At 68.8% G+C, this 22,949-nt stretch carries 20 protein-coding genes; 7 read left to right on the top strand and 13 right to left on the bottom strand.

Translation table 11 applies throughout. The annotated features are described in order from the left end of the window. From ACWTSU_RS01245 to ACWTSU_RS01215, 7 genes are all read right to left on the bottom strand, one after another. Positions 1–697 (bottom strand): FGGY family carbohydrate kinase (locus tag ACWTSU_RS01245; protein WP_455138091.1); only part of this gene is annotated, 697 nt, incomplete at its 3' end. A gap of 72 nt (positions 698–769) precedes the next feature. Beyond that, complete coding sequence (gene araA / locus ACWTSU_RS01240) at positions 770–2,266, bottom strand: L-arabinose isomerase (protein ID WP_455138090.1); 1,497 nt, start codon at positions 2,264–2,266, stop codon at positions 770–772. A 146-nt stretch (positions 2,267–2,412) separates the two neighbouring features. Continuing rightward, entirely contained in the window at positions 2,413–3,462 is a 1,050-nt protein-coding gene (locus tag ACWTSU_RS01235; RefSeq protein WP_455138089.1) for an ABC transporter permease subunit, read from the bottom strand. Position 3,463: 1 nt separating this feature from the next. Next, positions 3,464–4,573: an ABC transporter permease gene (locus ACWTSU_RS01230; protein WP_455138088.1), complete on the bottom strand. Its 1,110-nt coding sequence runs from the start codon at positions 4,571–4,573 to the stop codon at positions 3,464–3,466. Then, the gene (locus tag ACWTSU_RS01225) at positions 4,570–6,087 is read right to left on the bottom strand and encodes a sugar ABC transporter ATP-binding protein (RefSeq protein WP_455138087.1); all 1,518 of its coding nucleotides are present in this window, start codon (positions 6,085–6,087) and stop codon (positions 4,570–4,572) included. The genes ACWTSU_RS01230 and ACWTSU_RS01225 overlap by 4 nt, the downstream gene beginning before the upstream one ends. A 107-nt stretch (positions 6,088–6,194) precedes the next feature. Beyond that, entirely contained in the window at positions 6,195–7,208 is a 1,014-nt protein-coding gene (locus tag ACWTSU_RS01220; RefSeq protein ID WP_455138086.1) for a substrate-binding domain-containing protein, read from the bottom strand. Between the two features lie 414 nt (positions 7,209–7,622). Beyond that, positions 7,623–8,405, bottom strand: a complete 783-nt coding sequence (locus ACWTSU_RS01215; protein WP_455138085.1) for a type III pantothenate kinase — start codon at positions 8,403–8,405, stop codon at positions 7,623–7,625. A 110-nt stretch (positions 8,406–8,515) separates the two neighbouring features. Here ACWTSU_RS01215 and ACWTSU_RS01210 point away from each other — a divergent pair, with 110 nt between their 5' ends. Next, entirely contained in the window at positions 8,516–10,159 is a 1,644-nt protein-coding gene (locus tag ACWTSU_RS01210) for an OPT/YSL family transporter (protein WP_455138084.1), read from the top strand. Positions 10,160–10,352: 193 nt separating this feature from the next. Here the strand turns inward: ACWTSU_RS01210 and ACWTSU_RS01205 are convergent, their stop codons facing one another. Then, entirely contained in the window at positions 10,353–11,180 is an 828-nt protein-coding gene (locus ACWTSU_RS01205; protein ID WP_455138083.1) for a fructosamine kinase family protein, read from the bottom strand. A gap of 98 nt (positions 11,181–11,278) precedes the next feature. Here ACWTSU_RS01205 and yihA point away from each other — a divergent pair, with 98 nt between their 5' ends. Then, positions 11,279–11,866: a ribosome biogenesis GTP-binding protein YihA/YsxC gene (gene yihA, locus ACWTSU_RS01200; protein WP_455138082.1), complete on the top strand. Its 588-nt coding sequence runs from the start codon at positions 11,279–11,281 to the stop codon at positions 11,864–11,866. Between the two features lie 18 nt (positions 11,867–11,884). Here yihA and ACWTSU_RS01195 read toward each other — a convergent pair whose 3' ends face one another. Further along, positions 11,885–12,469: a manganese efflux pump MntP gene (locus tag ACWTSU_RS01195; RefSeq protein WP_455138081.1), complete on the bottom strand. Its 585-nt coding sequence runs from the start codon at positions 12,467–12,469 to the stop codon at positions 11,885–11,887. A gap of 356 nt (positions 12,470–12,825) precedes the next feature. Here ACWTSU_RS01195 and ACWTSU_RS01190 point away from each other — a divergent pair, with 356 nt between their 5' ends. The 3 genes from ACWTSU_RS01190 to ACWTSU_RS01180 all read left to right on the top strand — a co-directional run bounded on the left by ACWTSU_RS01190 (position 12,826) and on the right by ACWTSU_RS01180 (position 15,228). Continuing rightward, positions 12,826–13,695 carry a transporter substrate-binding domain-containing protein gene (locus tag ACWTSU_RS01190; protein ID WP_455138080.1) on the top strand — a complete coding sequence of 290 codons (870 nt, stop codon included), beginning with the start codon at positions 12,826–12,828 and terminating at the stop codon, positions 13,693–13,695. A 74-nt stretch (positions 13,696–13,769) separates the two neighbouring features. Next, entirely contained in the window at positions 13,770–14,423 is a 654-nt protein-coding gene (locus ACWTSU_RS01185; protein ID WP_455138079.1) for an amino acid ABC transporter permease, read from the top strand. Continuing rightward, positions 14,416–15,228, top strand: a complete 813-nt coding sequence (locus ACWTSU_RS01180; protein ID WP_455138078.1) for an amino acid ABC transporter ATP-binding protein — start codon at positions 14,416–14,418, stop codon at positions 15,226–15,228. Before ACWTSU_RS01185 ends, ACWTSU_RS01180 begins: the two co-directional genes overlap by 8 nt. Before the next feature lie 30 nt (positions 15,229–15,258). Here ACWTSU_RS01180 and ACWTSU_RS01175 read toward each other — a convergent pair whose 3' ends face one another. Together ACWTSU_RS01175 and ACWTSU_RS01170 are read right to left on the bottom strand one after the other, a co-directional pair. After that, positions 15,259–18,675: an FtsX-like permease family protein gene (locus tag ACWTSU_RS01175; RefSeq protein ID WP_455138077.1), complete on the bottom strand. Its 3,417-nt coding sequence runs from the start codon at positions 18,673–18,675 to the stop codon at positions 15,259–15,261. A 9-nt stretch (positions 18,676–18,684) separates the two neighbouring features. After that, complete coding sequence (locus ACWTSU_RS01170) at positions 18,685–19,386, bottom strand: ABC transporter ATP-binding protein (protein WP_455138076.1); 702 nt, start codon at positions 19,384–19,386, stop codon at positions 18,685–18,687. Between the two features lie 160 nt (positions 19,387–19,546). Between ACWTSU_RS01170 and ACWTSU_RS01165 the strand changes: the two genes are divergently transcribed. Beyond that, positions 19,547–20,095 carry a TetR/AcrR family transcriptional regulator gene (locus ACWTSU_RS01165; protein WP_455138075.1) on the top strand — a complete coding sequence of 183 codons (549 nt, stop codon included), beginning with the start codon at positions 19,547–19,549 and terminating at the stop codon, positions 20,093–20,095. A gap of 18 nt (positions 20,096–20,113) precedes the next feature. Here ACWTSU_RS01165 and ACWTSU_RS01160 read toward each other — a convergent pair whose 3' ends face one another. Beyond that, complete coding sequence (locus ACWTSU_RS01160; RefSeq protein ID WP_455138074.1) at positions 20,114–20,965, bottom strand: DegV family protein; 852 nt, start codon at positions 20,963–20,965, stop codon at positions 20,114–20,116. 27 nt (positions 20,966–20,992) lie between these two features. Next, complete coding sequence (locus tag ACWTSU_RS01155) at positions 20,993–21,439, bottom strand: MarR family winged helix-turn-helix transcriptional regulator (protein WP_455138073.1); 447 nt, start codon at positions 21,437–21,439, stop codon at positions 20,993–20,995. Positions 21,440–21,720: 281 nt separating this feature from the next. Between ACWTSU_RS01155 and ACWTSU_RS01150 the strand changes: the two genes are divergently transcribed. Then, positions 21,721–22,878, top strand: coding sequence for an Mbeg1-like protein (locus ACWTSU_RS01150; protein WP_455138072.1), 1,158 nt, complete (start codon positions 21,721–21,723; stop codon positions 22,876–22,878). Positions 22,879–22,949 lie beyond the last annotated feature (71 nt).

Genomic DNA, 22,949 nt, shown 5'->3' with positions numbered 1-22,949 from the left:
CCCCCTCGCCGGCGACCTTGATGGCGGGCAGCACGTCCTCGAGCCTCCACGCCACGCCCTTCTCGGCGATCCTGGCGTCAAAGGCGTCGAGCATCGCGCGGTCATAGGAGCGCGTCGAGGAGTCAATCGGGAACATGCCGGACGCGTCGCCGATCGAGAGGACCTTCTCGCCGGTGAGCCTCCAGTGCGCGTAGCCGGCCAGCGTGGTCATGAACGCGATGTGCGGCACGTGCTCCTCGTTGTCGAGAATGGCCTGGTAGACGTGGCTCACGCTCCAGCGCTCGGGGATGTGGAAGCGGAAGAGCTCGCTGAGCTCGTGGGCCGCGCGCGTGGTGGTGGTGTTGCGCCAGGTGCGGAACGGCACGAGCAGGGTGCCGTCCGCGTCGAAGGGCAGGTAGCCGTGCATCATGGCCGAGATGCCGAGCGCGCCCACCTTCTTGAGCGTCACGCCGTAGCGCTCGCGCACGTCGCGCTTGAGCGAGGCGTAGGCGGCCTGGAGCCCGGAGACGAGCTCCTCCTCCGGGTAGGTCCAGTATCCGTCCGCGAACTGGTTCTCCCAGTCGTGGGTCCCCACGGCGATCGGCTCGTTGTCGGCGTCGTCGAGCACCGCCTTGATGCGGGTCGAGCCGTACTCGATGCCGAGCGTGGTCCGTCCCGCCTCGAGGTCGGCGACGATCTGTTCTGTGGTCTTGGGCATGATTGCTCCCAGCTCAATGGGGCCGTGCCCGCGGGGGGCACGGCCGGTTCCGGACGTTTGCGCGACGCCGCCCTAGCGGTAGTAGACCTCGCCGAGCCTGAGGTCGCGCAGGAAGTCGCGCAGGTTGGTGTTCGCGTCGATGATGACCGCCTCGATGCCCATGCAGTCGGCCCAGTCGGCCATCTGGTCGGCGGTGAGGTCGAAGCTCACCGCGGTGTGGTGCGCCCCGCCCGCGTAGATCCAGGCCTCGGTGCCCACCTTGAGGTTGGGGCGCGGGGTCCAGAACATCGTGCCGGTGGGGAGCTTGGGCATGGGCTTCTCGACCTTCTTGCAGTCCACGTCCTGGATGATCAGGCGGAAGCGGTCACCGAGGTCGATCAGCGAGGTGGCGATGGCCGGGCCGGTCTTGCTCGTGAAGACCAGGCGCGCGGGGTCCTCGCGGTCGCCCATGGAGAGCGGCGTGGCGCGCATGGCGATCCTTCCGTCGGCGACGGACGGGTCGACCTCCGCCATGTGGGACTCGAGGATGCCCTCCTTGCCCGGGACCAGGTTGTAGGTGTAGTCCTCCATGAGCGCCGAGCCCTTGGCGTCCGGGTCGCCGGCGGTCATGACCTTCATCAGGCGCACCATCGCGGGCGTCTTCCAGTCTCCCTCGGGACCGAAGCCGTAGCCCTTCTGCATGAGGCGCTGGATGGCCAGGCTCGGCAGCTGCCTGAGGCCGCCGAGGTCGCCGAAGTGGTCCGAGAAGGCGTTGTAGTTGTGCTCCTCGAGGAAGCGCTCGATGCCGATCTCCTGCGCGGCCTGGACCTCGACGTGCGCGCGGAACTCAGCCGGGTCGCGCCCGTCGAGAATGACGTCGTAGGTGTCGTAGTACTCGTCGGTGAGGGCGCGGACCTCGTCGGGCGTGACGGCGTCCACGTAGGGCACGAGCTCGTTGACGGGCCAGGCGTCTACGGTCCACCCGAACTTGACCTGGGCCTCGACCTTGTCGCCGTCGGTGACGGCCACGTTGCGCATGGTGTCGGCGAAGCGGCACACGCGGATGTTGCGCGACTCGTTGACGCCCACCGCCACGCGCATCCACTGCCCCAGCTCGGTGAGGACGGCCTCGTCCTTCCAGTGGCCGAAGACCACCTTGTGGGTCCAGCGCATGCGGGCGAAGATGTGCCCGAGCTCGCGCTCGCCGTGGGCGGCCTGGTTCTCGTTCATGAAGTCCATGTCGATGGAGTCGTACGGGATCTCCTCGTTGTACTGCGTCGCGAACTGGCAGAGCGGCTTGCGCAGGTCGTGCAGGCCGGCGATGTAGTTCTTGGACGGCGAGAAGGTGTGTGCCCAGGTTATGATGCCCGCGCAGTCGGGGTCGGCGTTGGCCTCGTTGAAGGTGGCCTGGATCACGTCGCTCGTGAGCAGGTTGGGCTTGAGCACGACCTCGTACGGGACCTTGTCCGAGGCGTTGAGCGCGGCGACGACCTCCGCGGAGTGCTCGGCTACGTGCCGGAGCACCTCGTCGCCGTAGAGGTCCTGCGTGCACGGGCAGAAATAGAAGCGATATCTCTTGATGTCGAGCATCCCGGTTCCTTTCTTGACGGGGCGGACGGGGGCCGCCCTAGGGGACGCCCCTCATCCTCGCGCCCCGTCCCGAGGGACGGGGCTTGAGGAAGGGGAAGGGAACGACCCCTCGCCCCGCGCGGCGGGGCGAGGGAGCCAGCGTTGGGTCACTCCGTCTGCTTCTTTCTCGCCAGGACGATGCTCTGGATGACGAGGAACAGGCAGATCATGGCCGCGACGGTGATCTTGGACCACCAGGCGTCGGTGAAGCCGGCGGAGGAGACGATGTTCTGGATGACGCCGAGCGAGAGCACGCCGAAGAACGTGCCCGCGATGTTGCCGACGCCGCCCGTGAGCATCGTGCCGCCGATGATGGAGGCCGCGATGGCGTTCATCTCCATGCCGTCCGCGTTGGTGACGGCGCCCGAGGCGGAGTGCAGGATGTAGACGTATCCCGCGATGCCCGCGAGAAGCCCGCTGATGACGTGGGCGAGGAACAGCGAGCGCTTGGTGTTGATGCCGAGCATCAGCGCGCTCTGGCGGTTGCCGCCGAGGGCGTAGAAGCTGCGGCCGAGGCTCGTCCAGCGCAGCATAACGAAGGCCAGCACCACGAGGATGAGCGCCACGGCCACGCCGATCTCCATGTAGGCGGGCGTGAAGTTGCCGGAGTTGTTCATCGACCCGAGGAACGGGATGTTGATGCGCGTGTTCTTGAGGGCGAGGAACGCCTCGTTCTGCACGTTGAAGGGCTCGGTGTGGATGATCGTGGTCAGGCCGCGGGCGAAGAACATGCCGGCGAGCGTGACGATGAAGGGCTGTATCTCGAGGTAGGCCACGAGGAAGCCCTGCACCAGCCCGAAGGCCAGCCCGATGCCGAGCGCGATGAGCAGCGCGGTGACGGGGTTGCCGCCCATGTAGTCGAGGTTCACGGCGCAGCACATGGTCACGAGGCCCACGACGCCGCCGACGGAGATGTCGATGCTGCCGCAGATCATGACCAGCGAGAGGCCGATCGACGTGATGATCAGCGGCGCGTTGGTGTTGAGGATGTTGAAGAACGTCTGCCACCTGAGGAATCCCCTGCCCAGGAACGCCATGGCGAACGCGTACATGAGGACGAACACGACGATGGTGATCGTGAGCAGCAGGTTGGTGTCGGTGATGGTGCGCTTGGTGGCACCCTTGCCGCCCTTGGCGGTCTTGCTCAGAGCTGCCATCTTACTTTGCCACCTCCACTTCGGCCTGCTTGGGGCTGCGGATGCGACGCCACAGCGCGGAGAGCTTGGCACGGACGATCGGGGCGCTCAGCACCACGAGCACGATGACGACGATGGCCTTGTACGCCGGAAGGGCGGCGGAGGCGACGTTGAACTTGTAGAGCGTGGTGGTCAGGAACTGGATGATGTAGGCGCCCAGGATCGACGAGCCCATGTTGAACTTGCCGCCGGACAGGGAGTTGCCGCCGAGGGCCACGGCCAGGATGGCGTCCATCTCGATGTCGGAGGCGATCGTCTGGTAGTTGATCGTGTTGAGGCGGCTGACCTTGATGAGGGCGGCCACGGCCACGCACACGCCGAGGATCACGAACGTGAGCCACTTGATGAAGGTCGGGTTGAGGCCGTTCAGACGCGAGGCTCGCTCGTTGATGCCCACCGACTGGACGTAGAGGCCCAGGTTGGTGAACTTCAGCACGAGGAAGATGATCACGAAGCACGCGATGGCGATGAAGCACGGCGTGGGGATGGGGATGCCCGCGATGAACCCGCCGAAGACACCGAAGCCGGAGTCGGTGGGGATGATCGGCAGCTGGTTGTTGTTGATCCACGCGGCGATGGAGCGGCCGGCGGTGTAGAGGATCAGTGTGGCGACCATCGGCTGGACCTTGAAGACGGCCACCATCACGCCGTTGAAGGCGCCGCACACCATGGCGACCAGCACGCCGACGAGAAACGCCACGATGATCGGCGCCGCCAGGGTGTCGGGGTGCATGTTGCCGCCGCAGAGCACGGCGAGCATGGCGGAACCCGCCACGGCGATCGTGGCGCCGACGGAGATGTCCTGCCCGCCCGTGGCCGCCGTGACCAGGGTCATGCCGATGGCCAGGATGGCCAGCTCGGAGCCGTTGTTGAGAATAGAGATGACCTGGCCGGACAGGACCGAGTTGCCGGTGCTGTCCTGGTTGACCGTGATGGCGAAGAACGACGGGTCGGCAATCAGGTTGAACACCACGAGCGCGAGGAGCGCCACGATCGGGATGATCAGCTGGCTGTGGATCAGGCGCTTGAAGAAGCCGTCCCCCGCCTTCTTCTCAGTCTTCCCAGTTGTCACTTTGCCTCACCTCCCGCGATGGTGCTCATGATCTTGTTCTGGTTGAGGTCGTCGCCCGAGAGCTCGCCGACGACGTGGCGGTCGCGCATGACCACCAGGCGCGAGCAGGTGCGGATCATCTCGTCGAGCTCGGAGGAGATGAACGTCACGCTCATGCCCTGCGAGGCGAGCTGCAGCACGAGCTTCTGGATGTCGACCTTGGTGCCGATGTCGATGCCGCGCGTGGGCTCGTCCAGGATCAGGTAGTCGGGGTGCGCGAAGAGCCAGCGCGCCAGGATGACCTTCTGCTGGTTGCCGCCGGACAGCGACTTGATCGGCGTGTCCGCCGAGGCGGTCTTGATGTCGAGGAGCTGGATGTACTCGTCGGCGATCTTGTAGGTCTCGGCCTTGGAGAAGGGCTTGAGGAACCCGCGCAGCACCTGGGCCGCGAGGATGATGTTCTCGCGCACCGAGAGGTCGCCGATGATGCCGTCGCCCTTGCGGTCCTCGGGCAGGTAGGCGATGCCGTTCTTCATGGCGTCGAGCGGCTTGGAGATCTTGACCTGCTTGCCGGCCTTCTTGACGGTGCCGCCCGTGACGTGGTCGGCGCCGAAGATGGCGCGCACGCACTCGGAGCGACCGGAGCCGAGAAGACCGGTGAAGCCGGTGACCTCGCCCTTCTTGATGTGGAAGTCGAAGGGGTAGATGGCCGCAGTGCTCTTGAGGCCCTCGGCCTCGTAGACGGTCTCGTCCGCGTCGTCGCCGGCGTAGGTGGCGTAGTCGCCCTTGATGTCGGCCATGTCGTCCATCTGCTTGCCGAGCATGGCGGCAACCAGGTCGACGCGCGGCATCTTCTCGATCTCGTACTCGCCCACGAGCTGGCCGTCGCGCATGACGGTGATGCGGTCGCAGATCTCGTAGACCTGGTCGAGGAAGTGCGTGACGAAGATGATGCCCACGCCGCGCGCCTTGAGCTGGCGCATCATGCCAAAGAGCTTGTCGACCTCCTGCTCGTCCAGCGACGAGGTGGGCTCGTCGAGGATGAGCACCTTGCAGTCCATGTCCACCGCGCGCGCGATGGCCACCATCTGCTGCATGGCGATCGAGCAGCTGCCGAGCTGCTGCTTGGCGCTCACGGGGATGCCGAGGCTCTGGAGGATCTTGTCCGCGTCCGCGTACATCTTCCGCCAGTTCTCGGTCTTCTTGTGGCCGCGGCCGATGTACATGTTCTCCGCCACCGTGAGGTTGGGGCAGAGCGTGATCTCCTGGTACACCGTGGCGATGCCCAGGTCCTGGGCCTCCTGCGGCGAGCGGATGGAAACCGCCTTGTCATGGCCGGCGAGATAGATGTCACCGCCGTCCTTCTCGTACACGCCGGTCAGGACCTTGATCAGCGTGGACTTGCCCGCGCCGTTCTCGCCCATCAGGGCGTGGACCTCGCCCGGGCGGAGCGTGAAGTCGACGTTCTGCAGCGCCTTCACGCCCGGGAAGTACTTGCAGATGCCCCGCATCTCAACGAGATGGTCTTTTTCCACCGGTGTTCACCTCCCTGTTCACAGGTTGGGGCGCGGCGCCTGCGTAGTGTCAGTCGCGCCGCGCCCCCCTTTGTTCAATCGATCAGAAGTTTCGTCTCAGATGAGGCCTAGATGCCGTTCTCGTCGATGTACTCCTGCGTGCAGGTGTCGCAGTCGGCGTAGCCCTCCTCCATGATGATGGTCTTCTCGGTGATCTCCTCGCCGGCCTCGAGCTTCTTGATGATGTCGAGGATCGTGGAGGCCTGGTAGGGGTTGCACTGGCCGTCGTAGTTCCAGTTGCCGGCCATGACCTCCTCGAGGGCCCAGGTGTTGTGGTCGAAGCCCATGATGACCACGTCGCCGTCCTTGCCGTGGGTGATGCCGGCGGCGTCGAGGGCGGCAACGGCGCCCTTGGCCATGTCGTCGTTCTCGGCGTAGATGACGTTGAACGGGGTGCCGGCGTCGATCACGGACTGGGTGATCTGCTGGGCGGTCTCGGCGTTCCAGTCGGCGGCCTGCTGGGTCACGATGTTCCAGCCGTTGGCCTCGGCGGCGTCGTTCAGGCCGTTGGTGCGGCCGACCTGGGCGGCGGAGCCCATGACGCCCTGGATGTGGATGATGTTGTACTCGGGGAGCTGCTGCTCGGCGAGCCAGTCGCAGGCGGTCTTGCCCTCGGCGTCCATGTCGGAAACGACGGCGGCCACGTAGAGGTCCTCGGGGGCGTCAACGACGCGGTCGAACAGGATGGTCTGGGTGCCGGCGTCCTTGGCGTCCTGCAGCGGGGTGTCCCAGCCGGCGGTGTCGGCGGCGGAGACGAGCAGGTACTTCACGCCGTTCTGGATGAACTGCTGCGCGGAGGCGATCTGCTCCTCGTTCTTCATGCTGTAGGCGAACTCGGCGTTGAAGCCGTTGTCCTCGGTGAAGGTCTCCTTCATGTCCTTGTCGTTGGCGGTGCGGTAGCCGGACTCGTTGGGGTCGTTGTTGATGATGCCCACCGAGATGAGCTCGCCGGAGCCGGAGGAGGCGCCGTCATCCGTGGAGGCGCCGCTGTCGCCGCCGTTGCAGCCCGCGAGCACGGCCATGCCGGAGGTGCCGCCGACCAGGCCGAGGCCCTTCAGGAAGTTCCTTCTCGAGATGCTCATGTTCGTTCCTTCCCTTTCCCGTTTTGCGCCGCGCCTTGTGCGATCGGCGCACAAATCATTAAGTAAACGCATATAAACACGTTTACTTACGAACCGAACCTCGTTCCCAGGCGCCTTTCCCTCGCGCCCGGCCCCGGTCTGCCCTCTGCCTCCTATGGGCGCGCGACCGGGTGATGCTTCACTCAAGCGGACCAGGAGTCGCCTCTTGTCCCCCGACTCCTGTCTCGCTCCCCCCTCTGAGCTTCCCTCTCTGTGCTTTTGCTGATTCTTTTGTACTCTCTGCGTTAGGGGCGGGGCACGCTCTTACCCGTCAACGGCAGCATCCCGGCCGTAAGCGCAATGTTTACGAATTGTTTATACGGTTTTCGGCGCTTTGGTAGCCTAAATGTTTAGCTTTGTTTAGAAAACGCGGCCTCAACGATGGTTTGCATCCCACAGGCGCCGGAGCCCGCGCAGCGTCAGCGTCTCGTCCACCGTCACGTCTCGGCGCAGCAGGGCGGCGAGGCCGGCGGCCCCGTCGCCGGTGAGCACGACGGGGACCTCGGCGCCGAGCTCCCCCATGACGGCGTCGAGAAGCCCGTCGACGCGCGCGGCCTCTCCCAGGACCACGCCCGAGCGCATGGCGTCGCGCGTGTTGCGGCCGATGACGCGCGCGGGGGCACGCAGCTCGATCATCGGCAGACGGGCCGCGGCGGCCGCGAGCGAGCGGGCGCCGAGCGCGACGCCGGGGGCGATGATGCCGCCCGCGAAGGCGCCGTCGGCGTTCACGACCTCGATGTTGGTTGTGGTGCCCAGGTCGACCACCACGACGGGCGCCCCATGGTCGGCGCGCGCGGCCACGACGTCCGCCACGCGGTCGGCACCCACCTCGGAGGGGTCGTCGTAGAGCATGCGCACGCCGGTCTTGAGCCCGGGCCCCACCACGAGCGGGCGCGCGCCGCCCACCTGGGCGAGGGCGCGCGTCCACGGCTCCGTGAGCGAGGGCACCACGCAGGCGAGGATCGCCCCCGCTGGCGCGGGAGCCCCGAGCGCGCCGAGCGCCTGCTCGAGCGCCAGGCGCGCCTCGTCGGCCGTGAGCCGCTCGGGCGTGGTGAGCTCCCAGGTGCCCGCGAGCCCCTCGCCCGAGAAGAGCCCGAGCCGCGTGGTGGTGTTGCCCACGTCAACGGTCAGCACGTTCTTCTCGCCACCCTGCGCCATTGGTCCTCCGTGTGATCGCCGTGCGCGCCCGCGCCGTCATTCTCTATACTCTACCAATCCGCAGAAACCCGACTCCCCATGAGGGGGAGCGGATATTCAAAGGAGACCATATGAGCGCTTCTGCCTCGCGCGCCTCGTGGCGCGAGCAGCTGAGCCCGGTGGGCATCGCCATCGGGTGCGTCGGCTGCGTCATCATCACGGCCTCGTCGGTCTACACCGCCCTCAAGATGGGCGCGCTGCCGTGGCCCACGATCTTCACCTCCATCGTCGCGCTGTTCTGCCTGCGGGCCTTCGGTCGGCGCAGCCTCAACGAGGCCAACGTCACGCAGATCGTGATGTCGGCCGGCTCGATGGTGGCCGGCGGCCTCGCCTTCACGATCCCCGGCATCTGGATGCTCGGCCTGGCCGACGAGGTGAGCTGGACCGAGATGCTCGCCGTGGCGCTGGCCGGCACGCTTCTGGGCCTGGTGTGCACGGCGGCCATCCGGCGGCGCTTCGTGGACGAGTCCGACCTCGAGTACCCCATCGGCACCGCCGCGGCCGAGACGCTGCTCGCCACCAGGACCGGCGGCGTCACGGGCAGGCGCCTCTTCGGCTCGATGGGGCTGGCCGGGCTCTGGTGCGTGGCCCGCGACGCGCTGGGCCTCATGCCCACGCTGGTGGCGCAGCTGCCCATCCCCGGCGTGAGCTTTGCGCTCTACAACTCCCCGCAGATGCTCTCGGTGGGCTTTCTGGTGGGCGGCGTGTCCGTGGCGTTCTGGTTCGCGGGCGCCGTGGCGGGCAACTTCGGCGTCATCGTGGGCGGCACCGCCGCGGGCCTGTGGGACACCGTCACCGCGCAGGGCGTCGTGTCGAGCCTGGGCATGGGCCTCATGATGGGGTCGGGCATCGGCGTGGTGGTCAGGGACATCCTGCCGCACGCGGCCCACGTGCTCCGCGGCCGCGGCGCGCTTGCCGGCGAGAAGGACCGCGGCGGCCGGCGCGACTTCGGCGTGCTCGCGCTCATGGTGGCCGCGGCGGCGCTGCTCGTGTGCATGGGGCTCGGCCTGGGGCCGGTGGTTGCCGTGGTCGTGGTGCTTCTCGCCTTCGTGACCACGATCATGAGCGCGCAGTCGGTGGGCCAGACCGGCATCGATCCGATGGAGATCTTCGGGCTCATCGTGCTGCTCGCCGTGGCGGCGTTCTCGGACGCGAGTCAGGTGCAGCTCTTCTTTGTGGCGGGCGTGGTGGCCGTGGCGTGCGGCCTGGCCGGCGACGTCATGAGCGACTTCAAGACCGGCGCGATCATCGGCACGAGCCCGCGCGCGATGTGGGTGGGCCAGGCCATCGGCGCGCTGCTGGGCACCGTGGTGGCCGTGGCCGTGCTCGTGACGCTGGTGGGCGCCTACGGGACGGGCGCCTTCGGTCCGGGGCAGATGTTCGTCTCGGCGCAGGCGAGCGTGGTGGCGACGATGGTCTCGGGCATCCCGAGCGTGCCCGCCTTCGTGGTGGGCCTTCTGGGCGGCGTGGCGCTCTACTGCCTGGGGCTGCCGGCGATGATGTTTGGCCTGGGCGTCTACCTGCCGTTCTACATGTCGCTCACCGCGACGCTCGGCGCGCTCGCCAAGTGGGTCTACGACCGCGTCTGCGCCGCCCGCGGCGTGGGCGACGCCGAGGAGCGCGGCATCGTGGTGGCCTCCGGCGTGCTCGGCGGCGAGTCGATCGTGGGCGTGGTGATCGCGCTGGCGAGCGTGGTGACGGGGCTCGCGGGGTAGCGCGGCCGGCCGTCGCCCGCCCGCGGGCGTAGGGACTGTCCCTTGTCAATCACGGGACGAGACACCCTCCCAAACCTCACAGCTAGTCTCTTCTCCAAAGGTCATTCCTTGGAAAACGTCTCCCGAATATCGAGAAACACAGACCAGCTGTGAGGTTTGACTCAGAGGCGAGAAGGACCGGCGGCCGCAGGCGTCACGCGTAGCGACGGGCGACCGCCAGGGTCTGCGGCACGTAGGCGCCGCCGAACAGCACGCAGTGCAGCAGCAGCGGGGCCAGCTGGTGCAGGCCCACGCGCTCACGCCAGCCGTCGGCGAGCGGCGAGGCCTCGTCGTAGCCGCGGACGATCTCGTCGAGATGGGGGCAGCCAAAGAGCGCGAGCATCGCGAGGTCAGTCTCGACATGCCCGCCATAGGCCATCGGGTCGATGAGGACGCCGCCGGTGGGGGCGTCCGCGTTGGCGTCCCAGAGCAGGTTGCCCGACCAGAGGTCGCCGTGCAGGCGCGCGCAGGGGGCGCCCGACGCGCGGACGAGCGCGGGCTGCGGGGCGTCGAAGGCGCCGTCCGCCAGGCGCGCGGCCACGCGCCCCAGCAGCGTGGCGGCGGCCGCGTCGAAGGTGCCGTCGTCCACGAGGATGCGCACGTAGTGCATGATGCGGTGCTCGGCGAAGAAGGCGCCCCAGCTCGCGGGCGCGTGAGCGGCGTCCGTCACGTAGGGCGTGCGCCCGAGCGGGTGCCAGGGGTCGCCGGTCCAGCCCGCGGGCGGGCAGCCGTACCAGGGGGCGCCCGCAGCGTGCGTGCGCGCGAGGGCCGCCCCGGCGCGCCGAGCCGCCGCGGCCGTGGGCACGCCGGTCGCCACGCGCTCCTCTACGAGCTCGCTCGCGTCGACACGCAGCACGCGCGCGACGCGGATGCCGCCGGCGGGCTCGGCCTCCGCGAGCCACGCGAGCGCCGCGGCCTCGCCGGGCACGTTGTCCCCGCGCGTCGCGCGCTTCACGAACGTAGCGCCGTCCTTCTCGCCCATCTGCGCCCCTCCTGTCACCGTGCACCTCGCAAGCATAGCGCCCGCGGACGGCGCGGCCACGCTACAATGATGCGACCCGCGCCCAGAAAGGACGGACCATGGCCCAGATCAACTATCAGACCGCCCGCTTCGAGGGGTCGTTCGGCACGGTGGCGCAGCTGCCGCCGTCGACCACGCCCGAGGTCGCCGTGGCGGGGCGCTCCAACGTGGGCAAGTCGTCGCTGCTCAACAAGCTGTTCGGGCGCAAGGGGCTCGTCAAGGTGTCGTCCACGCCGGGCAAGACCGCCAACATCAACTTCTTCGAGGTGGACGGCATCCGCTTCGTCGACCTGCCCGGCTACGGCTTCGCGCGCGTCTCGCAGAGGGAGAAGCAGCGCTGGGCCGACCTCATCTCGGGCTACTTCGCCCAGGAGCGCAGCTTCAACCTGGTGGTGGCGCTCGTGGACATCCGTCACGACGCGCAGAAGCTCGACCACGAGATGGTGGGCTTCCTCCAGCAGAGCGAGCTCCCCTTCGTGGTGGCGCTCACCAAGGCCGACAAGCTCGGCCGCTCCAAGCAGGCCCAGCAGGCCGCGGCCATCGCACGCCAGCTCGGCGTCGCACGCGAGCAGGTGGTGGTGACCTCGTCGGAGACCGGACTGGGCGTCGACGAGCTGCGCCGCCGCATCGCGGAGGCGTGCCTGTAGCGCCGCGCGACCGGCGCGCTACAGCGCCAGCAGCCCCAGGTGCTCGAGCAGAATCTTGAGTCCCAGCAGCACGAGCACCACGCCGCCCGTGACGCTCGCCGGCTTCTCCCAGCGCGCACCGAAGAAGTGACCCACCGCCACGCCCACGAGTGACAGCGCGAACGTGATGACGCCGATGAGCGTCACCGCAGGCACGATGTCCACCGCCAGCGCCGCGAACGAGATGCCCGCCGCCAGCGCGTCGATCGACGTGGCCACCGCCAGCACCAGAAACTCGCGCAGGTCGATGCCGCTCGTGTCCTCGCAGCCGCAGCCGTCCCCCTCGTCCCCGCCGCAGAGCGCCTCCCAGAGCATCTTGCCGCCGATGAATGCCAGCAGCACGAAGGCCACCCAGTGGTCCACCGGGCCGATGAGCCACATGAACTGGCTGCCGAGCGCCCAGCCCACGAGCGGCATGAGCGCCTGGAAGCCCCCGAAGAACAGCGCCAGCACCACGGCCGTGCGCAGGTTGAGGCGGCGCATCCCCAGCCCCCGGCAGACGGAGACGGCGAAGGCGTCCATCGACAGCCCGACCGCCGTCAGCAGCAGCTCCACGATTCCCATGACGTCCCCTCTCCCCCTCAGGCGCGCCATCATACCATGCGCCCCACCCGCCAGGCGCAACGGCGGGCCAACACGCACGGGTATGTACACTCGCTCCGGGTATGTACACCCCCGGGCACAGCGCCGTTTACAAACCACCAGGTCAGAGCGTTGGCAAAACGAAATGGCCGTCCGCTTGGTGTACATACCCGACAGGAGTGCGCATACCCGTCAAGCGAGGGCATGCCCACCCGCCGCGGGCGCGCGTTTCGACCCTGAAAACGGCCTTGCGCTCCACCGCGCTAAAGCGTATAGTCGCGTTCACGCTTTAGCGCAGTAAAGCACACCGAGAAGAACCTCGTGGAAGGGGTCACCCCATGGACAGAAGGACGTTCCTCCTCACCTCGCTCTCCGCCGCGACGCTCGCGGCCGGCGCGCTCGTCGGCTGCGGCGGCACCAACGGGCCCGCGAGCGACGACGCCAGCGACGCCACCACCGACGAGAGCGGCGCCGTCGACACCGGCGCCGCCCAGACCGGCACGCTCATCGTGGGCTTCGACTCGGCCTACCCGCCCTACGGCTACGTGGGCGACGACGGCGAGTACACCGGCTTCGACCTGGACCTCGCCACCGAGGTTGCCAACCGCAACGGCTGGGACGTCCAGCTCGAGCCCGTTGACTGGGACGCCAAGGACACGCTGCTCAACAGCGGCGCCATCAACTGCATCTGGAACGGCTTCACCGTGGAGGGTCGCGAGGACGACTACACCTTCTCCGAGCCCTACATGCTGAACGCCCAGGTCGTGGTCGTGAAGGCGGGCTCCGACGTCACGAGCCTCGCCGACCTCGCCGGCAAGACCGTGATCACGCAGGTCGACTCCGCCGCGCTCGACGTCCTCGAGGGCGACCAGGCCGACCTCGCCGCCACCTTCGCCGGCGGCGCCCCGCAGACCATCGGCGACTACAACACCGCCTTCCTGCAGCTCGACTCCGGCGCCGTGGACGCCGTGGCCTGCGACCTCTCGATCGCGGCCTACCAGCTCGCCGCCAACCCCGACAAGTACACCCAGCTCGACGAGCAGCTCTCCACCGAGCACTACGCCGTGGGCTTCAAGAAGGGCGACACCGAGACCGCCGACACCGTCACCGAGACGCTGCGCGCCATGAACGAGGACGGCTTCGTGGAGGAGCTCTGCGACAAGTACGCCGACCAGGGCATCTCGTACAGCAACTGGTGCCTGGAGTAGCGATCGCGTCATAGCTGCGGGCCCGGCCCTGGGGGCGCTCGCCCCTCAGGGCCGCTCGCGTGAGAGGAGCGCAGGTGGACTTCCCGACGATGGTCGGCATGCTCGGCGAGGGGTTTCTCGTCAGCCTTCAGATATTCGCGCTCACGCTCGTGGGTTCGCTGCCGCTCGGCATGCTCGTGGCCTTCGCGCGCATGAGTCGCTTCAAGCCGCTCGCGCTTCTCGCCCGGCTCTACATCTCCATCATGCGCGGCACCCCGCTCATGCTGCAGATGTTCGCGATCTACTTCGCTCCGTACTACGTCTTCGGCATCAGCCTCACCACCGACTCCAAGTGGTATGCCACCATCGTGGCGTTCATCATCAACTACGCGGCGTACTTCGCCGAGATCTACCGCTCGGGCATCCAGTCGATACCGCAGGGCCAGCACGAGGCGGCCGAGGTGCTCGGCTACTCCAAGGCGCAGACCTTCGTGCGCATCGTGCTGCCGCAGGTCATCAAGCGCATCATGCCCTCGATGACCAACGAGGTCATCACGCTGGTCAAGGACACGTCGCTGGCGTTCTCCATCGGCGTCATCGAGATGTTCACGGTGGCCAAGCAGCTCGTGGCCGCGCAGGTGACGATGGTGCCGTTTGCCATCGCCGCGGCGTTCTACTGGGTCTTCAACCTGCTCGTCGACTTCGTCGCCGGGCGCATCGAGAGAAAGCTGAGCTACTACCATGACTAGCGCCGTCGGTGCCGAGAAGGACGTCGAGCGGGCCGCGCGGGGCGCCGAGAAGGGCGCCGCGCCCGTGGTCTCGCTCGAGCACGCGCGCAAGAGCTTCGGGGACGCCGAGGTGCTGCGCGACATCTCGCTCTCGGTGGCCCCGGGCGAGGTCGTGGCCATCATCGGGCCCTCGGGCGGCGGAAAGTCCACGCTGCTGCGCTGCCTCACGCTGCTCGAGCGCCTGGACGGCGGCTCGCTCTCCTACGAGGACCTCGCGGTGGCGCGCGACGGCTCCTACGGCGACAAGGCCACGCTCGTGCGCGCCCGTCAGCGCTTTGGCCTGGTGTTCCAGAACTACAACCTGTTCCCGCACTTCTCGGTGCTGCGCAACGTGATGGACGCGCCGGTCTGCGTGCAGCGCCGCCCGCGCGCCGAGGCGGAGGCCGAGGCCCGGGCCCTCTTGGCCAAGATGGGCCTCGCCGGCAGCGAGGACAAGGTGCCCTGCCAGCTCTCGGGCGGGCAGCAGCAGCGCGCGAGCATCGCCCGCGCCCTGGCCATGCACCCCGACATCGTCTACTTCGACGAGCCCACGAGCGCCCTGGACCCCGAGCTCACCGCCGAGGTCCTGCGCGTCATCAAGGAGCTCGCGGCCGAGAACATGACGATGGTGGTGGTCACGCACGAGATGTCGTTCGCGCGCGAGGTGGCCGACCGTGTGGTCTTCATGGACGGCGGCGTGATCGTGGAGCAGGGCCCGGCCGAGCAGGTGCTCGCCCACCCGCGCGAGGAGCGCACCCGCGCGTTTCTCGCCCAGCGCGGCGAGTAGGGCGCGGGCGGGCGACGGAGCGCGCGCCGGCTACTCCGCGCTCTTGAGCGCGCCCACCATGTCGATGCGGTCGAGCGAGCGGTTGGTGATGAGGTTCACCACCAGCGTGAACGCAAAGGCCAGCGCCGCGGAGATCACGTAGGTCAGCGGGTCCACCACCACGTCGAAGTACAGCGACGGCATCCGCAGGATCCACGTGAGGCTGCGCGCCAGCGCGTAGCCCATCGGCAGGCCCACCACGATGCCGATCAGCGTGAGGACGATCGTCTCCTTGTTGATATAGCGGTGCACCTCGCCCGCCCGGAACCCCAGGACCTTGATCGTGGCCAGCTCGCGCTCGCGCTCCGAGATGTTGGTGTTGGACAGCGTGAACACCACCGTGAACGCGAGCGCCGCCGCCAGGACGATGACCACATAGACCACGGTGTTGATCAGCGTGAAGGCACCCGAGAAGTCGTTCACGAGCTTCTGGGTGGCCGTGACTGAGAGCATCCGCCCGTCCTCGGTCAGCTCCTCGGCGTACGCGACCTGCTCGTCCGCCGACCCCGTCAGGTGAGCGAGAAGCGCGTTGGGCTTAAGCTCCGCGCCGAAGGCCTCCTCGTAGGCGTCCTCACTCATGTAGAGCGCGTCGCCGAGGTAGCTGAGCGCCACCGCCCCCACCCGCGCGTCGCCCTCGGCGAGCGTGGAGTCCTGCAGGTGCGCCTCGTCGCCCGGCTCGAGCCCCGTGACCTGCTCGAGCCCCTTGGTCGCCGCCACGCCCGCCTCGTCGAGGTCGATCCGCTCGCCCGCTTCGTCGCGCAGGTCCACGTAGGCGCCCAGGTCCGTGCCCTCGGGCACCACGTAGAGCTGCACGCTCTCCTTGTCGTCGCCAAAGGTCGCGGTGACGCTGTCCACGTAAATCGGCACCAGGTCCGCCACCTCATCAGACCCCGCGAGGTCGTCCTCGACCGAGCCCAGGTCATCCGCCGACGTCACGACCATGAGGTCGTAGCGCACCACGCCGCCGTCGCCGTACTGGCGCGGGGACAGCGAGATCACCGTGTCGCGGATGCCGAAGCCCGTGATGAGCAGCGCCACGCACCCGGCCACGCCGAGGACCGTCATGAGGAAGCGCCGCTTGTAGCGCAGGAGGTTGCGCGCGGAAACCTTGTTGAGGAACCCCAGCCGTCGCCACACGAGGCCGACGTGCTCCAGGAAGATGCGCGACCCGGCCTTGGGGGCCTTGGGCAGCATGAGCGAGGCGGGCGTCTCGCGCAGGTCGCGCCAGCAGACGGCCAGCGTGGCCCCCACGATGCCCACGGCGAACAGTGCGGTGGCGCCGCACGCCGCGAGCGCGTCGAACCCCAGCGCAAACCCCGGCAGCGCGTACATGGTCGAGAAGAACGTGAAGATGATGACCGGCAGCGCCACGAAGCCGAGCACGTTGCCCACGACGCCGCCCACGACGCACGCTGCCAGCGCGTAGAGCGCGTACTTGGAGAGGATCCGCCCGCGACCGTAGCCGAGCGCCTTGTAGACGCCGATGAGCCCGCGCTCCTCCTCCACCATGCGCGTCATCGTGGTGAGGCTGATGAGCACCGCCACCACGAAGAACACCACGGGGATCACGGTGCCGATGGCCTCGATCGAGGAGGCGTCGGAGTCCACGCTCGCGTAGCTCGCGAGGCTCGAGCGGTCCTGCACGTACCACGTGGCGTCAGGGATGTCGTCCACCTCGGCGCGCGCGTCGGCGATCTGCTGCAGGGCGTCGGCGCGCTCGGACTCGTAGGTTGCGCGCGCGTCGTCGAGCTCGGCCTGGCCGGAGGCGAGCTCGGAGCGACCGGACGTGACCTCGTCCCAGCCGCTCGAGATCTGCCCCTGGGCGGCCGCGAGCTGGTCGTAGGCGGCGCTCGCCTGGTCGAGCCCGGCGCGCGCCGAGGCGAGCTGCTCCTCCTGCGTGACGATCTCCACCATGCCTGGCACGAGCGTCGACACCTGCGCCAGCTGGTCGCGCAGCGAGGCGAGCTGCGCGGTCACCTGCGTGCGATCGAGGCTCAGGATTTGGCGGATGGCGCCCTGGAGCTCGGGGCTCAGCTGGGCGAGAATGCCCTCGATCTGCTGCTGGGTCTCGGCGGGCAGCTCGTTCCAGGACGTCTCGACGTCGCCGAGGGCGTCGAGAATCGCGATGATCTGGTCGATGGCGCCCGTGCCCTCGCTCACGAAGGCATCGATCCGCGGCTGCAGCGCCGAGGCCGCCGACTGGGCCCCGACGGCGGTCGTCGCACCCGCGAGGCGGTTCCAGTCGTCGGCGGGCCAGGCGTCGCCGGCCAGCGTCGCCATGACCGCCGCGCTCGTCTCGGCCTGGTCGCGCGCGGCGGCGAGCTGCGCGGCGCCGTCCTCGACCTGCGCGCGGCGCGACGCGATGGTCGCGGGGATCTGGTCGACCGAGCAGCCCAGCTGATCGGCGATCTGCGCGAGGCCCTCGTCCACCTGCGCGCCCGACGAGGAGAGCTCGCCGGCCGCGGCGTCGAGCCGCGCGCGGCCGTCGTCCAGCTCGGCCTGGCCGTCCGCGATCTGGTCGGCGGCATCCTCGAGCCGCGCGTTCGCCTCGGCCTCGGCGTCATCCACCTGGGCCGTGGCGTCGGCGCGCAGCCCCTCGCCACGGGCCCGCTCGCGCTCGGCGCGCGCGTCCTCCACGCGCTGGCGCACCGCGTCGACGGTCCGCTCGTACTCGTCCGAGTAGCACAGCGGATCCGCGGCCCCCTCGACCGTGAGGTAGGCCACCGAGTAGGTGTCCGGGTCGCTCACGCAGTCGGGCAGGACGAAGAACGAGTACTGCGCGCCGCCGCTCGAGCGGAACGACATCGTGCCCTCGCCCGCATTGACGTCCATGGGGTCGAGCACCACCGCGATGATCGTGTACTCCTTGCGCTCGAAGACCTCGGTGGCCCCGTCCTCGCCGTCGTCGGCGCCGCGGAACGTGACCGTGTCGCCCAGGCAGAGCCCGGAGTCATCGAGGAAGCGCCGCGTGACCGCCACCTGGTCGTCGCGCGTGGGCAGGTGCCCCTCCAGGACCAGCGGCTCGTTCATGCCGTCCTCGGAGAGCGCACGCACCTCGACCTTCTCGGAGGAGGAGCCCACCGCCGTGTAGACCGTCTCGGCCCAGCCGCCCTCCGCGGCCTCCACCCCGTCGAGCGCCGCGAGGGCGGCCACGTCGTCGTCCGTGAGGCCGAGCGTGGACTGCACGCGCAGGTCGAAGAGGTCCTGCTCGTCGAAGAAGGCATCGGCGGAGTCGCGCAGGTCCGTGCAGGCGGCGCGCAGCCCCACGAGCATCGTGACGCCGAGCGCCGTGATCGTGGCCAGCGCCACGAAGCGCTTGAGGCTCCCACGCACCGTGCGCAGGATGCCGCGGGCGAAGGCGCTTCTCGGCCCCCGTGGCCCCCTCTTCCTGTCAGCGCGCCGCGCCAACGCCCTCGCCTACCACTCGATCTGCGCGATAGGCAGCGGATTGGGGTTGACCGTCATGTCCGTCACGCGCCCGCTCTTGAAGCGGATGAGGCGGTCGGCCATGTCGGCCAGCGCGGCGTTGTGGGTGACGATGACCACCGTGACGCTCTCGGAGCGGCACATGTCCTGCAGAAGCTGCAGGATCTGCTTGCCGGTCTGGTAGTCGAGCGCGCCGGTGGGCTCGTCGCAGAGCAGCAGCTTGGGGTTCTTGGCCAGGGCGCGCGCGATGGAGACGCGCTGCTGCTCGCCGCCCGAGAGCTGGGCCGGGAAGTTGTCCATGCGCTCGGCCAGCCCCACCTTGGCGAGCGTCTCGGCCGGGTCGAGCGAGTCCGGGCAGATCTGCGTGGCCAGCTCCACGTTCTCGAGCGCCGTGAGGTTGGGCACGAGGTTGTAGAACTGGAAGACAAAGCCCACGTCCGCGCGCCGGTACAGCACGAGGTCGTTCTCGCCGGCGTGGCTGATGTCGCGCCCGTCCACCACCACCAACCCCGCGGTGGGGCTGTCCATGCCGCCCAGGATGTTGAGCGCGGTGGTCTTGCCCGCGCCCGACGCGCCCAGGATGACGGCGAGCTCGCCCCTCTCGACCACGAAGCTGGCCCCGTCCAGGGCGTTTATCTGCGTGGACCCCGAGCCGTAGGTGCGCACGACGTCCGTGAACTCGATGTAGGCCATTCCCCCGACTCCAATAACTCGACAACGTGTTGTCTAATCGGAAGTATACTGGGGGCACGTCAACGCGTCATGAACGTCTCGACAGCCGGGAGCAAAGTGTCGAGCCGTCCTCCGAGCGTCCACAAACCCCAAGGGCTCCGGAAACGGGGGCGAGAAGACCGTGAGAAAGCAGCCGCAGGTCACCGAACAGACCCGCGCCAACCTGCGCGCGGCGTTCTGGGAGCTCTACGCGCAGCGGCCCATCGAGAAAATCTCCGTGCGCGAGATCACCGAACGCGCCGGCTACAACCGCGCGACCTTCTACCTCTACTACCACGACATCTACGAGCTTCTGGAGGAGATCGAGGACCAGCTGCTCGACGGGCTCTCGAGCCTGGTCAACGACCGCCTCATGCGCGGGGAGCGGCTCGACTTCTCGCAGCACATGGGCACGATCCTGCAGATGGCGCAGCGGTATCGCGGCTACTTCGAGGTGCTCGTGGGCGAGCGGGGCGACCCTGCGTTCGTGCGCCGCTTCAAGGGGGTGCTCGCGCCGCTGCTCGAGCGCTTCGTGCTGCCGGCCGAGGGCCTCGCGCCGCAGGAGGCGCGCGTGCTGCTGGAGTTCTACCTCTCGGGCATCGTGGCCGCGGTGAGCACGTGGCTCTCGGAGGACGAGCCGATGTCGATCGACCAGCTCATCGCCCTCATCGTCGGCGAGATCCTGCGGTAGAACCTGCGCCCCGGCCACCTAGTGCGCACGGAAGAAGGCGAGCGCGATCGCGTTGGGGCCCACGTGCGTGCCGATGGTGGCGCCCACCGAGGTGATCGGCAGGTCCTTCTCGGCGATGCGACCCTCCCAGATGGCCCGGTTGTCCTCGAGGTACTTGCGCAGCAGCTTGTCCGAGAGGCCCGTGTAGCCCAGGAGCACCGGCATGCCGAAGTCGATGCCGCTCTTGTCGACCTCCTGGTGCAGCAGGTTGCGACCGTTCTTGGAGCCGCGCGCCTTGCCGAACATCACGACCTCGCCGTCGCGCACGCCCACCACGGGCTTGATGTTGAGCAGCTCGCCGATGGTGCCCACGCTCTTGGGGATGCGCCCGCCGCGCTTGAGGTACTCCAGCGTATCGAGAAGCGCCACCAGGCAGACGCGCTCGCGCTCCTCCTCCAGGCGCGCGGCGATCGCGGCGGCATCGAGCCCCTCGTCGGCGAGGCGCAGCGCGAGCAGCACCAGGACGCCCTGGCCGATGGTCGCGTTCTTGCCGTCCACGACGTGGACCTCGTCGAAGTCGGCCGCCGCGGTGACGGCGCTCTGCCAGGTGCCGGACAGCGCCGAGGACAGCGTGACCACCACGGCCTCGTCGCCGGCGGCGCGGACCTGCTCGAAGACCTGCGCGTACTGGTAGGGCGTCGCCTGGCTCGTCTTGGGGAGCTCGTCGCTCTCGACGAGCAGCTCGTAGAAGCGGTCGTTGGTGAGGTCCACGCCGTCCGCGTAGGTGGTCTCGCCGAAGGTGATGCCCAGCGGCAGCACCGTGAGGCGCGGGTCCGCGGACGCCTCGCCCGGGATGTCGAAGCCGGAGTCGGTGATGATGCGAACGGACATGGGCGTCCCCTTCCCTCGGGCCCCGGGCTAGCGCCCGATGGTCCTGAGCTTCTCCAGGATGTGGTTGAGCGAATCGTACATCTGCAGGCGCTGACGCGCGGCGAGCTCGCCGCCGGCCTCGTCGAGCACTCGGTGAATGATGTCCTCGAGCGGGCGCGTGACCTCGCGGCCCTTCTCGGTGAGGAACACCGGCGCGCGGTACTTGGTGCCGTCGCCGTCCGCGTCGCCCACCTCAACGAGCCCGTCGTCCTCGAGGTGCGCGAGCGTGCGCGACATGGCGGCGCGGCTCACGTCAACGAGGCGCGCCAGCTCCGAGGCCGTGATGCCCTCGGGGTGCTTGAGCAGGTAGTACAGGCACATAACGTCGGAGCCGCGGAAGCCCAGGCGCCGGGCCTCGGCGTTCTTGATGCGCTGGATCTCCTTGCTCAGCGCACCGATGATGCTCACAAAGTCCTCGAAGCGCGTCTCTGGCATGCCGGTCCCTTCGCTGCCTGTCACCCCCACAGTATCGACGCAGTTGTTACCTTGTCAACATCTCCACGGGTCCCCCACGGACGGGGCGCCGCGTGTCTCCCGCCCGCCCAAAGCGGGTATCCCTCCCCTAGGCAGCCGGCGAGAATAACGCGCAGAATCGGACATGCGCGTTATTTTTACCTGCTCATATATAAAGTGGTAGCTGATTCTGCGCGTTATTCACGTCGCGACCGGAATGGCCCGCGCGGCGAGAAGGGCGGCGGCGAGGCGAGGGGGGATTCGTGGACCTGTTCGACTACCTCGTAACGAGCCTCGAGGGCTTCGACGAGCGCCCGCTCGGGCCCGTCGACTCCGCGGCGCTCTCGCAGTTCTGCATGGTGCGCGGCGAGGGCGTCGTCCCGCCGGCGCGCCTGGGGGACGCCGCGTGGCGCGACCGTCTGCGCGCCTGGGCCACGCGCCCCGCGCGCTTCTCGGACCTTCTGCGCGCCGATCGCATGGACGACCAGTTCTGCGGGCTCGCTCCTGACGACATACGCCGCGAACTGGCACTTCTCGTTGCCAGCCCGCGCTTTCGCGACCTGGAGCTGCGCGACCGCGCCTCGGTTTTCGACGAGGGGGCGCACGTGCAGTTCGCGGCCGCGACGCTGGTGTGGCGCTCGCCGCGGGGCCGCGAGAACGACTTTGCCTACGTGGGCTTTCGCGGCACGGACGACAGCGTCACGGGTTGGCGCGAGAACTTCGACATGGCCGTCGACCCGCCCGTGCCGGCGCAGCGCCTCGCGGCGGAGTACCTGGCCGACGTCGCCCGCCACCTGCCGCGCCGCCTCTACGTGGGCGGCCACTCCAAGGGTGGCAACCTCGCCACCTACGCCGCGCTCGTCGCGCCGCCGGAGGTCCGTGACCGCATCGAGCGCGTCTTTGACCATGACGGCCCCGGCTTCAAGGCGAGCCTGCTCGACGAGCTGGACTTCTCGGCGCTCGAGGGGCGCATCCACCGCACCGTGCCCGAGGAGTCGGTGGTGGGCATGCTCATGGACACGCCCGCGCCCACGCGCGTGGTCAGGAGCTCCGCGCGCGGCGTGGCCCAACACAGCGTCTTCACCTGGGAGATCGAGGGCTACGACTTCGTCTACGCCGAGCGCGTGGCCCCCTCGGCGACCTTCGCGCACGAGCTGCTGGACGGCTGGCTCTCCTCGCTCGGGGAGCAGGAGACGCCGCGCGTGGTGGACGCGCTCTTCCGCGCGATCGAGGCGTCCGGGGCGAGAAGCGCCGGCGAGGTGATCTTCGGCGGCGCGGGCTCGATCGGCCTGATCACCGAGGCGGCGCGCAACCTCGACCAGGAGACGCGCGACGTGCTCATGCCCGCGCTGTCCAAGCTCGCCGCCGCGGCCGCGCGCGCCGGCGCCCACGGCGTGGCCGGCATGGTCCGCGGCGGCTGAGCGAGCGACCGACGCCGACCGGGCGCCCCGCCTCGCGCGGGCGCGCATCGGGTAGACTGGCGAGAACAGCA

This window comes from Thermophilibacter sp. (assembly GCF_966187215.1).
The sequence above is the reverse complement of the archived record's forward strand: the minus strand, read 5'-3'. Positions and strand labels throughout refer to the sequence as shown.